This is a genomic window from Bacillus rhizoplanae (genome assembly GCF_917563915.1).
GTDB lineage: Bacteria > Bacillota > Bacilli > Bacillales > Bacillaceae_G > Bacillus_A > Bacillus_A rhizoplanae.
Genome location: NZ_CAKJTI010000016.1, coordinates 1 through 13884, shown reverse-complemented (window position 1 = coordinate 13884; position 13884 = coordinate 1). Strand labels below are relative to the sequence as shown.

Genomic DNA, 13884 nt, shown 5'->3' with positions numbered 1-13884 from the left:
TATTTATACTAGCACAATCATAACAATATGGCGACAAAAAGTACAAAAAAACCGCTCCTATTCTTATCCTATCCTTCATCAACTTTCAATTTCTTACGTAACTGAAAAAACCACACTCACATTTAGGCATTTTGGTCATATGATATTTCAGATTTATCTTTAGGAGGGGAAATTATGAGTGATGAACAAAAGTCTTCACGTCCGCCATTTCGAAATTACTTAAAGCAAATTGATGACTTTTTCGAACAAACTCCGCTTCGTGATGTTATTGCAGATATGAATCACTTTTTCCAAAAAGGAAATCGTTTATTAACATTTCCTGTTGATTTATTTGAAGTAGGAGAAGACCTTGTTATAAAAGCTGAACTTCCTGGTGTTCAAAAACAACAGATTCAAATTGAAATACAGGGTGAATACTTAAAAATTTCCGTAAAAGAAGATATTTTAGGAGAAGAAATAAAAGAATCACATAATTATTATCGCCGCGAACGCGCAATGTCAGAAGCTTCCCGCATGATTAAACTACCGTATACGATTAATAAAAAACAAGCGAAAGCTTCTTATCAAGATGGCATTTTAGAAATTCGTGCACCAAAACTTCCGCAGCAACATGATATTTTATCGATTGAATAAAAAAGGATGCCCATTCGCATCCTTTTTTACTGTGTTAAACGCTTAATATCACGTAGTATATCCTCATATGGTGTATTTTTAATTCCGCTATATTGCTTCACGACTTTCCCGTTTTGATCTACTAAATAAAATGATGTGCCATGAACAACTTGATCTGTATTGTCAGGTTTGTCAACAAGCATTTGAAAATTTTTCTTCGCAAACTTTTCAATGTCATCTTGCGTATACCCTGTTAGCAAATTCCAGTTCTTCGTATCATCTGTGAACTTTTGTGCAAATGCTTTTAAATCTTCGGGCTTATCTACCTCTGGATCAACACTGAACGATACAAATTGAACATCTAGTTTTTGTTCTTTCGCCAACCTTTGTAATTTCGCCATATTAGCTGTCAGTGGTGGGCATACCGTTTGACAGTGTGTAAATACGAAATCCGCTACCCACACTTTTCCTTTTAAATCTTTCGTACCAAACTTTTCACCATTTTGATTTATGTATTGAAAACTTTCAACGTCCCAATTTAATGGATCTCGAAGTTTTGATCCTGAACTGCATCCAGCTAAGACTAGTAAGCAAAAAACAGTAAGAATACCAATCCATTTTTGATATTTCTTCATTCTAGAACACCCTTCTCTCTTTCAAAATATAACATTTCTTCTATCCTATGCTAACGAACAGTAAGAGTCCGATTTGTAAGATATTTTCATCAATACGGAACAATCCTACTAATGAAAGTTTCACTTTATTGTAACAAAGGTAAACACTACAGGAGAAGTGTTTACTTCACTTGTTCACTAAATCGTACTAATTTTTCAATAGCTTCTTCTTTATCAAATGTGCTAAACCACCTATACTCTTCGTCATCTAAAATACGATAATGCTGACTAACAATATTTTGCTGTAAGCAGAAAAGTCCTCTTTTCTCAATTTCCTTCCACCATACATGTCCACCCATCGTTTTTTCTTTTTTATATTCAATATGGTGATGAGAGACTGTTTGAACAACTTCAAGAGCAGATCCCCCAAACGCGGACTGTAACACTTCACTGTCTTGAAACAACGCACATACCGCAACAACAGTCGTCCACGAAGGTGAAATGCGTTCTTTTTCAATTTGAACAAGCGTCTTTTTGGAAAGACCTAAAATCTCTGCCATTTCTTCTTGTGTATAATTATGTTCTGTTCGGATCAGCTTCATTCTTTTCGCGACTTTCAGTACCACTTGGTCTTTATTCATGTGAACACCTCTGCTTGCTTTGTAAAGATTACCTCGTTGTAATTTTACACTTTTTTAATAATTAGTCAATTTCATTTACTTCTTTCCTTTACAACATTTCGATACAATAGGACTAAATAGATTTTATGTGAGGTGATGTTCATGTGTGGAAAGCGTTATGAGAACATGGATAATATCAGTACACAAAAACCGATAAGAGAATTTTTAAGGTGGAGAAAAGAACGCAAACAAAAGAAGAAAGACTTTTCTTTCGTTATAGAACAATCGCCTGTAAAACAAGCTACTTTTTTACGTACAAATGAATATAAAACAACCGTTACATGGATTGGTCACTCGACATTCCTTATTCAAACAAATGGACTCAATATTTTAACCGATCCTGTATGGTCTAAAAAAGTTAAAGTTATACCACGCCTTACAGAGCCTGGACTAATTCTTGAAGAACTACCGCCCATTGATATAGTACTTATTTCTCACGGACATTACGATCACCTTGATTTCCCCACGCTTCGTCAACTAAAATCGGATGTACTATATTTGGTACCAAGTGGTTTAAAAAAGTTATTTTTACGAAAGAAATTTTTCCATGTTGAAGAATATAACTGGTGGGAACATACAGTAATTGATAATGTACATTTGCATTTTGTTCCAACTCAGCATTGGACGAGAAGATCATTATTTGATATGAACTCCTCTCATTGGGGCGGGTGGGTCATTGAAAACAAAACAACAGAAGAAACTATTTATTTTTGTGGCGATAGCGGATATTTTCGGGGTTTTAAAGAAATTGGAGAACGCTTTACAATTGATATTGCCCTCATGCCAATTGGAGCCTATGAACCCGAATGGTTTATGAAAATATCGCATATTTCTCCAGAAGAAGCAGTGCAAGCGTTTTTAGATATAAAAGCAAAACATTTTATCCCCATGCATTACGGTACATTTCCGCTCGCAGATGAAACACCAAAGGAGGCGATTACAAGACTTCGCAACAATTGGAATTTACGAATGCTCCCATGGGAACAATTGCACATTTTATTTCTTGGGCAAACGTATATAGCTACTTCGCCTTCCATACAAGAAGAAAAAATAAAAAAAGAAAATACGCATGTATAACACATTTACAAAATCAGAACATAATAGTATGAGCATTCGTATCGTGCGTATTATTTCTTTTGCACTCTACTAAAAAAGCTACTTGAATGTGATCAAGTAGCTTTTTTCTATTCTGCAAAATAAGAAAATCCAATTGCTCCAACGCCTGTATGTGTACTAATAATAGGTGTTGTGAAGAAAATCTCTGATTGTGTAAATCCACTAATTTTTTCAACTGCTTCTTTCATTTTTTGCGCTAACGGTAGTGCTTTCGCATGAGGAATAGCCACTGCCTTTACTGTTTTACCAGCTATATCCTCTTCAAATATTTTCGCTAATGTTTTTACAATTTGTCCTTGGCTACGTACCTTAGTAATCGGATTGTAGACTCCGTCTTCAACACTAGCAATCGGCTTAATATTTAATAAAGATCCAATCATTGCTTTTCCTTTACCAATACGACCACCTTTTACAAGGTTTTCTAATGTATCAACGACAACAAATAGGCGTGTATTTTTTCTAACTTCTTCAACACGTTTTAAAATATCTTCTAAAGAACGACCTTCTTGCGCCATTTTTGCTGCTTCAATTACTTGATAAGCTAAAGCATGACTAATAAATAAAGAGTCAATTACTGTTACTTTTGTATCTGTCATCGTCGCTGCACTATTTGCTGTTGCAACTGATCCACTTAGGCCATTTGTTAAGTGAATCGAAAGAACTTGGCTGCCGTCCTCTCCTAAACGATCGTACATTTCTACAAATGAACCCACTGCTGGTTGAGATGTTTTTGGCAATTCTTCCGATTTTTCCATTTCTTCAATAAACTCATCTGGTTGTAAATCTATACGATCTAAATAAGTTTGTCCGTTCACAGAAATTGATAATGGGATAACATGAATATCATATTTTTCAATCACATCTGGTGATAAATCCGCCGTTGAGTCTGTGACAATTTTAATTTTTTGCATATTTTACTTCTTCCCTTTCCACTACGCTCTCCCTGTTATTATACTAGTATTCACATTGCTTTCAACAGTTTGAGATAATTTTCCGACAAAATTCTCACTTTTTATGACTAAAAAGAAAACGACAGAGCGCATTTGCTCTGTCTCGAATTTTTCTATGCATTTTTTTCTAACGTGTTTGTTTCATATACATTTGAATAATCATTCCATTTTAAGCAACTTCGCAAATATTCTCGAAATGAGTACGAAAACCTTGGTTGTTTTTGTTTTTGAATTTTTGAAATAAAGAGCTGAAGACGCGACTGAATTTGAAACGCTAATGGATGCTGTGTTTGTAGCACAGGGATTTCGACCACCTTTACGCATTTTCCTGTTGGATGAGTAAAATAAAAACTCTTCATAATCACGATATCAATCCTCTTTTTTTTTGGATTTATAATGTTAGTATAAACCGACAAAGACAAAAAGTTTGTCTAAATTTTGGAGAAGCATTAATTTTTTCTTCTTTATATTGTATACGCTTACATTAATAGTATAACAAAGAAATAAAAAAAGTGCCCGTTATAAAGAAGCACTTTTCGATGAGGATTGCAATTCTCGTTTTACTTTTCTTTTATATACAATTTTTGACATTGTAATACTTAATTCATAAATTACTAACAATGGAATTGCTACAGAGAAATCTGAAATAAAGTCCGGTGGTGTAATGCATACCGCAATTACAATTAATATAAAATACGCGTATCTCCTAATCTTTTGTAGTGCTACTGGATTTAAAATCCCAATACTCGTTAAAAACATGGTTACAACGGGTAATTCAAAAATCACAGCAAATGGTACGGTCATGTTCATAACAAAAGAAAAATACTTTTCTGTTGTAAACATTGTTTGAAACATTTCATCACCAAGACTAACTAAAAATTGCAGTACAAATGGTAAAATAATAAAATATCCGAAACATAGTCCACCGATGAATAATATAAATAATCCTGGTACGTATAAAAGCGTCATTTTTTGCTCATGCGGAAGCAATGCTGGCTTGACAAATAACCAAAGCTGCAGGGCTGCGATTGGAATCGTACATACAATCGAAAACACAGCCGCAATAACAAAATAGATCCATAAAATATCGCTCGGACCAAGAACTGTTAGTTTCATATGTAGATCTTTGACAATAAAACTATAGATCTCTTTCGTATAAGAAAAACCAATAATAAGGAAAAATAAAAATGTTACTGCTGTAATAATGAGTCGTTTCCGCAACTCACCAAGATGGTCTACTACGCTCATTTCGTGATCGTTCATATTCTCACCCATTTCCTGGTCACTAGCAAAAGATGCAAGAAACTCTCTCACATCTTTTATCCTTCACAAACGGACGTAAGAACCCGTCTGGTTTCACTAGAAATCAGCAGGAAAGCCCCCTTACTGATAAATGTTTCCCTTCATTTTTTCTCATCTATATCATCATGCAAACCTTTTGCAGATTTTTTAAATTCTTTTAAGGTCTCTCCAAATGCTCGTCCAATTTCCGGTAATTTTTTTGGACCAAAAATAATTAATGCTATAATTAAAATTAATATTAATCCTGGAAACCCAATATTTGGCATACTGCTTCCCCCTTATTTTTACTTAATTTCATTTTGTCAAAAAAGTTTGAAAACGTCAATGTATCCGTTATCTTTTGTCACAAAAATTTGAAAATATAATTTTTATACAATTTTCATTTCCTATTCCTTTTGTATATGATATGGTGAAAGAAACTGCACTCCTCATTTTACTATGTAAGAAAGGAGTCGAAACATGACTCAAAAGATGAATCGAATGACTCAGTTTGTTAAAGAGGAAATCGCAAATGCAATTACACATGGCGTCGGTGCCATTTTAAGTATCCCTGCGTTAATTATTTTAATTATCCATGCCTCAAAGTACGGAACAGCATCGGCAATTGTAGGGTTTACTATATACGGTGTGAGCATGTTTTTACTTTATTTATGTTCAACACTATTACATAGTATCCATCACCCAAAAGTAGAAAAGTTATTTACTATCCTAGATCATTCTGCCATCTATTTATTAATTGCTGGCACATATACACCATTTCTACTCGTTACACTGCGCGGACCACTGGGCTGGACATTACTCGCAATCATTTGGACGTTAGCAATCGCCGGAATCGTCTTTAAAATCTTTTTTGTACGTCGTTTTATTAAACTATCAACTTTGTTTTATGTCATTATGGGTTGGCTCATTATTATTGCCATTCAGCCGTTATATGAAAACTTAACAGGTAGTGGCTTCTCGTTATTATTAATTGGTGGCATTTTATACTCTGTCGGCGCCATCTTCTTCTTATGGGAAAAGCTCCCGTTTAACCATGCAATTTGGCACGTATTTGTATTAGGCGGAAGTACGATGATGTTTTTATGCGTTTTATTTTATGTATTACCTGTAGCATAAAGTGAAACTTTAATCAGTGGGGGATTCTCTTCCCCCCACCTAACTTCTTTGCTTTTGCTGAGCTTTGAGGTGAGGATATTACTGTCCACAAATAGTGGGATAAAAAAGGTCTCAGCTATAATAAAAGCTGAGACCTTTTTACTTACTTATTTAGCTGACCTGCAATAATATCTTGCGTATATTTTGCTAATTCTTTAATATCCATATTTCGATATTGTTCTGCTGTAATTGGTTTCGAAATTGTGACTGTTGCATGCGCCGGCTTCATTCGATTACCGTTTGCTTCGAACATTTTATAAGTTCCGTCCAATGTTACTGGTAAAATCGCTACACCTGCTTTTACAGCAAGATGAAAACTACCAGCTTTAAATTCTTCCATTCCATTTCCCTTACTACGAGTTCCTTCTGGAAAAATAACGATAGAATGCCCTTGCTTTAACAGCTCAATTCCATCTTTAATAGCTTGTAAAGATTGACGGCGATCCTTGCGATCCATAAATACACAGTTCATCAATTCCATCCATGTTGATACAAGTGGAAATTTTTTAATTTCCGCTTTCGAAACAAATCCAATTGGCTTATTTAAATAACCTAGTAAAACAGGAATATCCATATCACTTTGATGATTACTTACTACTAGCACTGGCTTATCTTGTGGTACATTTTCAAGTCCATTCACTTGTACTGTTGATCCAGCTACATGAACCATCTTCTTGCCAAACCAATTTGTTGTTTTATATACCAGACGATCTTTTTCTTGCGGTGATAGTGTATGTACCTTTCGTTTTACACGCCACATTCTTGGCGTAATACCAATTACAATTAAAATTAAGTACAAAATTTTAAAAAACGTTTGAATCATATAGAACCCCCACATATTGTCATTCCGTTCTTCATTATACTAGACAAACGAAGGAAAAAGAAGAAAAAATGTCCAAACGGCAAGTGTTTGGACATTTTTCATAATATGATAGATTAGAATTGTTTTGCTAATTCACGTGCTTTTTCGATTGCTTGTTCTTTAATTTCAGGTGCTTGTGCAGGATTTGCACTCATACCTTCTACTGCAATATATTCTACATCCGTTACACCCATGAAACTTAACATCGCTTTTAAGTGGTTGCGGCCAAAATCCATCGCTGCATATGGTCCTTCAGAGTAAACGCCGCCTGTTGCTTGGATATGAAGCGCTTTTTTGCCTTCTAATAAACCAACTGGACCATTTTCAGTATATTTAAATGTTTTACCTGCAATTGATAAGTTATCTAAGTATGCTTTTACAACTGGTGGATAGCTTAAGTTCCACATTGGTGTTACAAATACGTATTTATCTGCATGCATAAATATTTCTAAGTTCCCACTCATTGCTGCAATTTTTTGTTGTTGACTTTCGCTTAATGTTTCGAAGCCTTCTCCTGCACCAAGTTTCCCCCAAGCAGAGAGCACTTCACTATCAATTACAGGTACGTTTGTATGAAATAAATCAATTGTTACAACGTCATCTTGTGGATTCGCTTGTTTGTAAGATTCAATAAATGCTTCTCCTACTGCCATACCAAATGATACTTCTGCTAGATTTGGATTTGCTGTGATAAATAGTACTTTTGTCATGTTTATTTCTCTCCCTTTTTTCTCTTCATTAATATCTTCAATTCAAGATTTTTCGTTAAAAAGTAAATCACTTACCTTACATAAGTAATAATATATAATTAATTTTTATCTGTCAATAAAAATAGTTACTTTTTTTTAGTAAGTAAATAATTATATTGAGCGAGACTTTCATCATTGAAAGAAATTCATCACTGAATTACGGAAAGCTATTAACAATTAGAGATATTTCTTCGCTTCTTGAGGTGGGGAATAACAGGATTAAAAAGAGCTATCTCACTTATGAATGAGATAGCTCTTTTTCCATCACTTTTGAAACACATGTTTGACTTTCTCAGCCGGAATACTACTTCCACCTCTACCTTTTACATCTTCAATCATCATTGCCACAACCATATTTGGAGAATTTGCATCAAATGCAACAAACCACCCTAACTCTTTACCATCTGCTTCTTTTGATTCTTTTAATTCCGCTGTTCCTGTTTTTCCAGCAAGCGTAATACCATCTAATTTTGCAATCTTACCTGTTCCTTCTGGGTCATTCACAACTTTTATTAAAGCGTCTTTCAAAATATCACTGTTCTCTTTTGATACCACGTTTTCTTTCCACGCCTTTACCTGCTTTTCATCTTTTAAAAGATGTGGAGATGGAATATTCCCCTCATTCACAATTGGCGCATAAGATAATGCAACGTGAAGAGATGACATTAAAACTTGACCTTGACCATACCCTGTATCAGCAAGTTGAATATCATTTTTTATACCATCTTTTGCGATTTGCGAAGTTGCAAATCCATATTCAATCGGTAACTTTTCACCAAACCCAAATTTCTTCGCTTCTTCCATAAACTTATCTTTACCAATTTTTAATGCTTCCTGTGCAAAATAAATGTTATCAGAATAAATCATTGCTTTTTCAAAATCAACTGGATTGACATCTTTGACACGCGTTACATAATAGTTACCCCAAGAAGAATCTTTTGCCCATTTTAAACCATCAATGTTAAGAGATTCTTTTGGATTCAGTACTTTTGTTTCTAGACCAATTGCGCCTGTAATAGGCTTAAACACAGAACCGGGTGCGTATACTTGTGTAAACCGATTTGTCATCGGCTTTTTCGGATCATTATTCCAAGCATCTCGCTCTGCTTTTGCTGACTCTCTTATCATAGCGTTTGGATTGTATGATGGACTACTTACAAGTGCTAATGTTTCTCCTGTTTGCGGATGCACTGCTGCACTTGAACCCGCTTCGCCCTTCATTTCTGCATAAATTTTTTGTTGTAAACTTCCATCAATCGTTAGTGTAATATTTTCGCCATCTTTCGCTTCTTTTTTGGCAAGTTCTTTTAATTCTTTTCCTTTCGCATCTGCAATATAAACACGTCCGCCTTTTTCACCGCGAAGTTTATCTTCAAAAACACTTTCTAGACCTGTTCTTCCAATAGGATCATCGGCTTTATATCCTTTATCTGCTAATTTCTTTAAATCCTCTGCATTCACTTTCCCCATGTAGCCAGTTAAATGTGCCGCAGCTTCTCCTAAAGGATATGTACGAACATTCACTGTACGCGTCGCTACACCAGGCATAGATATGTAATCATTTTCATTTGCACCCTCTGGTAAAATAGAAATTGGAACATAGTAGCCTGGTTGTACCCATTTTGCTGTTAATTTCTTTTCGATATCTTCAACCGGCATATGTAATAATTTTGCTAATGTTTCTTTTGTTTGCTGTGCTGATTCACCTAATTTTCCAGGCACAACTCCAACTTCGGAAGCTTTCCCATTCGTTGCCAATCCGCTTCCATTCCTGTCATAAATTTCACCGCGCTTTGGCGAAAATGATTGAACAAGTACTTTATCATCTTGTTTCATAGTTGGAAAAATAAATGATGGATTCCAATCAACTTTCCAGACGTCCTTATCTCCATCCTTTTCTTTCACAAGCTTTGCATCATTTTCAAACGTAATCTTCCCGCCGATTGTATCCATGCTTACTTTAAAAGGTACATTCGCATTGTTTTTCTCATCTTTTTTGTCTTCTTTTTTCGTTACTGCTTCTACTTTTAAATTTTTCACCGCAATTCCTGTATAAACGTTTTCATATTTCTTTACAAAATCTTCTTTTGTAATCGACTGCTTTGCCTCATTCGATAACAGTTCATACATTTCATCAAACTTTTGCTCATTCCATGCTTTTACATATGTATCCATTGCTTGCTCTGGCTTCTCTTCTTTTCCACAGCCTACTATAAATAGCATTGAAAAAATAAAAAGCATTCCCCATAATTTTTTCACTTTTTCTCCTCCTTTACATCTCAATACTATTATAATATAAAACTCCAATTTTACAAAAATATCCCAAAAGAAAAGCAGCGCAATATGCACCACTTCTTATATTACCATTATAACATTCAGAAAATTTTTGCATAAGACTTTATTTTTTCTTTTCTTAATATATAAAAAGAAGAGGGTATAGAGTTGTAAAGTGTACTTAGAAAAGACAACAACAAAAAAAGATTGGTATGCGATACACCAATCTTCTCTCTCCCGCTTTATTTTCATTTACCATACACATGATAAGCATATGTATATGGATTTTTCTCATCTGTCACGCCTTGTTCTACAGATATTTCTTTCCACTCATTGTAATTAATTTCCGGAAAGAATGTGTCACCTTCAAATACTTCTTCAATTTTCGTAATATACAAGCGATCCGCAAACGGAAGAACTTCTTTAAAAATCTCTGCACCGCCAATCACAAAAATTTCTTCATTCAGTTGCTCGTCCATTTTCTGCACATCATCAATAGAATAGATGACTTCGCAGCCTTCCATTTCATAATTTTTGTTACGAGTTAAAATAATGTTCGTTCTCCCAGGTAAAGGTTTTCCAATAGATTCAAACGTTTTTCTCCCCATAATAATTGGATGGCCCATCGTTACTTTTTTAAAGTATGCCAAATCTGCTGGAAGATGCCAAGGTAATTGGTTGTCTTTACCGATTAGACGATTTTTATCCATTGCTACAAGTAATGAAATCATATGTATCCTCCTATCTTCGCTTACACAGCTACCGGTGCTTTAATTGCTGGATGTGGATCGTATCCTTCTAACATAAGATCGCTCATTTCAAAATCAAAAATAGATTTCACATCTGGGTTTAGCTTTAACGTTGGGAATGAACGTGGTTCACGTGCTAATTGTTTTTCTATTTGTTCAAAGTGATTTGTATAAATATGTGCATCACCAATTGTATGAACAAACTCACCCACTTCTAATCCACACTCATGCGCAATTAGATGTGTTAATAAAGAATAACTAGCTATATTAAACGGAATACCTAGGAAAATATCACCGCTGCGTTGATATAGCTGACAAGATAATTTCCCATCTGCCACATAAAATTGGAATAATGTATGACACGGCGGTAGTGCCATACTTGGTACATCTTCCGGATTCCATGCAGACACGATTAAACGACGAGAATCTGGGTTTTTCTTAATCATGTCAATTACATCTTGCAATTGATCAAGCGTCTCTTCAGCAGTCGTTTTCCATGCACGCCACTGTTTCCCGTACACATCTCCTAAATTACCGTAACGCTTCGCAAATTCATCATCTTCTAACACCTTTGTTTTAAACAATTTCATTTGCTCTTCGTATTGCTTATTAAAGTCTTCATCTTGCTGAGAACGCAGTCCAAAGTCTGTCATATCTGGCCCTGTATACGCATCGCTCTCTATCCAATTTTTAAACGCCCATTCGTTCCAAATATTATTATTATGCTGCAACAAGTAACGAATGTTTGTGTCACCTTTCATAAACCAAAGAAGTTCGCTCGCTACTAAACGAAACGGCACACGTTTTGTCGTAAGTAACGGAAAACCTTGACTTAAATCAAAGCGCATTTGATACCCAAATACAGATACCGTTCCTGTACCAGTGCGATCTTCTTTTCTCGTACCGTTTTCCATAACGTGACGGCACATATTTAAATATTCATACTCTGCGTGTTTCATCAAGTAACCTTCTTTCACAATTGCTTTATGTAACATTATTTGAGTTTATCATATGCCTTTAAATTTCACACTGCCTTTTTAGTAAAAACTCTTTCATATAGTATACACACGCAGAAACCTAGTATTAAAAAATTTTTTTCACTTTTAAAATCTGACATACTTTTGTCAATCTTCCTCATAAAAAGAAAAAGGGTTTTCCTATCCTTTTCAAGAAACTATAGTGCGGAAGTAAATAATATATGAGTGGAGGTTTTACTATGCAAAAAACTGAAATGCCTCTTACAAGTAAATTACATACGAAAATCCAAAACATGATGAAAGATTTAAACGTCCCTGGAGCTGCAGTTGCTATCGTAAAAAACGGAGAAGTAGTATTCTCAGAAGGTTATGGGTTCCGTGATACCAAAAATAAAAAACCAGTTACCCCAAAAACGTTATTTGCAATTGGTTCATCGACAAAAGCATTTGGTACACTTTCTTTAAGCCTACTCGCACAGCAGCAAAAGTTCAATTGGGATACACCTGTACAAACTTATCTTCCAACTTTTTCACTTCATGATCCGCTGGCAAGCGCGCAAACAACAGCTCGCGATTTAGCATCTCACCGCACCGGCGTCAGCCGTCATGATTTACTATGGTATGCAGCTTCATTAAGCAGAAGAGATATCGCTGAAACCATTCGCCACCTAGAACTAGATGTACCGTTCCGTTCGGCATTTTTATATAACAACTTAATGTATGCTACAATCAGCTATATCACTGAAAACATTACAAATCAACCATGGGAACAATATGTAACAGAACATATTGTAGACCCACTTCAGATGGAACATACAAACTTCTCAGTTATCACTTCACAAAAATCAGATGACCATGCCCTTCCTTATATCGAGAAAGATGGAAACATAACAGAAGTACCTTTCTGCAACCTTGATACAATTGGCGCTGCTGGATGTATGAACTCAAATATAGAAGATATGGCAAAATGGGTGTTACTTCATTTAAATAAAGGAAAAGTTGGCGAACATGAACTACTTGCACAAAATCTGCTCCAACAAATGTATACACCGCATATCCCAATTCCAGATGAGCCAATATTCGCTATGCCGGAATGCCCATTAAACAGCTACGGTCTCGGCTGGTTTATTAGTGCCTATCGCGGACATAAAGAAATCCATCATGGAGGGAATATCGATGGATTCTCCGCACTTGTCTCCTTTATGCCAGAACATAATATTGGGCTTGTCGTATTAACGAATTGTGGTAATACGTTACTCCCTTCTTATCTTGCACATCAAATTTATGATGAATTGCTTGGATTAGAACCAATTAATTGGCACAAACGTGCAATAGAAGATACAGCTAAATTTAAAGAAATAATGAAAGAGATGAACAAGCCACTACCACAAGTAAAGGAAACCGTTCTTTCACATCCATCAAAAGATTATATCGGAACGTTTGAACATCCTGCATACGGAACAATAGAAATACACAAACGAAATGAAACTTTATACTTAAAATTTGCCTCATTTGATATTGAAATGAACCATCATCACTATGATATGTTCAGTACAAAATGGAATGTTTTCCAAATGGAAATGAACATATTAGTTTCTTATGAGATGAATACATCAGGTGAACTAAACGAGCTTAAACTGCACCTACCAGCAACGTTAAGCACAAAGCCGCTTCTGTTTACGAAAATAGAAAAATAGAATTTCCACTAGTAAAGTTTATTCCAAAAATAAAGAGCGCTGACTTTTATGAAGTGAACCCAAAAAGTTAGACGCATATTTTAAGCAGCTAATGAGGAATGAGTTCTGTATTGTACAGGGCTCATTCCTTTTAGTTTTGTTTTGATT

The 13884-nt window shown here is 35.1% G+C and carries 15 protein-coding genes; 4 read left to right on the top strand and 11 right to left on the bottom strand.

What is annotated here, in order from left to right; translation table 11 throughout:
• Window positions 1-174: 174 nt before the first annotated feature.
• Entirely contained in the window at window positions 175-633 is a 459-nt protein-coding gene (locus tag LRP84_RS14575) for an Hsp20/alpha crystallin family protein (RefSeq protein WP_230575748.1), read from the top strand.
• Between the two features lie 26 nt (window positions 634-659).
• Here LRP84_RS14575 and LRP84_RS14570 read toward each other — a convergent pair whose 3' ends face one another.
• Both LRP84_RS14570 and LRP84_RS14565 read right to left on the bottom strand, forming a co-directional pair.
• Window positions 660-1247 (bottom strand): SCO family protein, encoded by a 588-nt coding sequence (locus LRP84_RS14570; protein WP_098307201.1) that lies wholly within the window; start codon window positions 1245-1247, stop codon window positions 660-662.
• Window positions 1248-1408: 161 nt separating this feature from the next.
• Window positions 1409-1867: a helix-turn-helix transcriptional regulator gene (locus LRP84_RS14565; RefSeq protein WP_230575747.1), complete on the bottom strand. Its 459-nt coding sequence runs from the start codon at window positions 1865-1867 to the stop codon at window positions 1409-1411.
• A gap of 135 nt (window positions 1868-2002) precedes the next feature.
• Between LRP84_RS14565 and LRP84_RS14560 the strand changes: the two genes are divergently transcribed.
• On the top strand, window positions 2003-2983 hold the full coding sequence (locus LRP84_RS14560) for an MBL fold metallo-hydrolase (RefSeq protein ID WP_230575746.1): 981 nt from the start codon (window positions 2003-2005) through the stop codon (window positions 2981-2983).
• A gap of 107 nt (window positions 2984-3090) precedes the next feature.
• Here LRP84_RS14560 and LRP84_RS14555 read toward each other — a convergent pair whose 3' ends face one another.
• From LRP84_RS14555 to tatA, 4 genes are all read right to left on the bottom strand, one after another.
• A complete protein-coding gene (locus tag LRP84_RS14555) occupies window positions 3091-3933 on the bottom strand; it encodes a DegV family protein (protein WP_230575745.1) in 843 nt (280 codons plus the stop codon).
• Between the two features lie 152 nt (window positions 3934-4085).
• Complete coding sequence (locus LRP84_RS14550) at window positions 4086-4337, bottom strand: DUF2535 family protein (protein WP_141524979.1); 252 nt, start codon at window positions 4335-4337, stop codon at window positions 4086-4088.
• Between the two features lie 154 nt (window positions 4338-4491).
• Complete coding sequence (tatC, locus tag LRP84_RS14545; RefSeq protein ID WP_230575801.1) at window positions 4492-5247, bottom strand: twin-arginine translocase subunit TatC; 756 nt, start codon at window positions 5245-5247, stop codon at window positions 4492-4494.
• Window positions 5248-5375: 128 nt separating this feature from the next.
• Entirely contained in the window at window positions 5376-5540 is a 165-nt protein-coding gene (gene tatA, locus LRP84_RS14540) for a twin-arginine translocase TatA/TatE family subunit (protein ID WP_230575744.1), read from the bottom strand.
• A gap of 193 nt (window positions 5541-5733) precedes the next feature.
• On the opposite strand from tatA, the gene trhA reads away from it, so the two are divergent.
• Entirely contained in the window at window positions 5734-6390 is a 657-nt protein-coding gene (trhA, locus tag LRP84_RS14535) for a PAQR family membrane homeostasis protein TrhA (protein ID WP_230575743.1), read from the top strand.
• Between the two features lie 142 nt (window positions 6391-6532).
• Here the strand turns inward: trhA and LRP84_RS14530 are convergent, their stop codons facing one another.
• The 5 genes from LRP84_RS14530 to LRP84_RS14510 all read right to left on the bottom strand — a co-directional run bounded on the left by LRP84_RS14530 (window position 6533) and on the right by LRP84_RS14510 (window position 12022).
• The gene (locus LRP84_RS14530; protein ID WP_230575742.1) at window positions 6533-7252 is read right to left on the bottom strand and encodes a lysophospholipid acyltransferase family protein; all 720 of its coding nucleotides are present in this window, start codon (window positions 7250-7252) and stop codon (window positions 6533-6535) included.
• 113 nt (window positions 7253-7365) lie between these two features.
• Entirely contained in the window at window positions 7366-8001 is a 636-nt protein-coding gene (locus LRP84_RS14525) for an FMN-dependent NADH-azoreductase (protein ID WP_230575741.1), read from the bottom strand.
• 303 nt (window positions 8002-8304) lie between these two features.
• On the bottom strand, window positions 8305-10299 hold the full coding sequence (locus tag LRP84_RS14520) for a penicillin-binding transpeptidase domain-containing protein (RefSeq protein ID WP_230575740.1): 1995 nt from the start codon (window positions 10297-10299) through the stop codon (window positions 8305-8307).
• Window positions 10300-10562: 263 nt separating this feature from the next.
• Window positions 10563-11045, bottom strand: a complete 483-nt coding sequence (locus LRP84_RS14515; protein ID WP_230575739.1) for a dihydrofolate reductase — start codon at window positions 11043-11045, stop codon at window positions 10563-10565.
• A gap of 20 nt (window positions 11046-11065) precedes the next feature.
• On the bottom strand, window positions 11066-12022 hold the full coding sequence (locus LRP84_RS14510) for a thymidylate synthase (RefSeq protein WP_230575738.1): 957 nt from the start codon (window positions 12020-12022) through the stop codon (window positions 11066-11068).
• A 257-nt stretch (window positions 12023-12279) separates the two neighbouring features.
• Here LRP84_RS14510 and LRP84_RS14505 point away from each other — a divergent pair, with 257 nt between their 5' ends.
• Complete coding sequence (locus tag LRP84_RS14505) at window positions 12280-13737, top strand: serine hydrolase (RefSeq protein WP_230575737.1); 1458 nt, start codon at window positions 12280-12282, stop codon at window positions 13735-13737.
• Window positions 13738-13884: the final 147 nt, after the last annotated feature.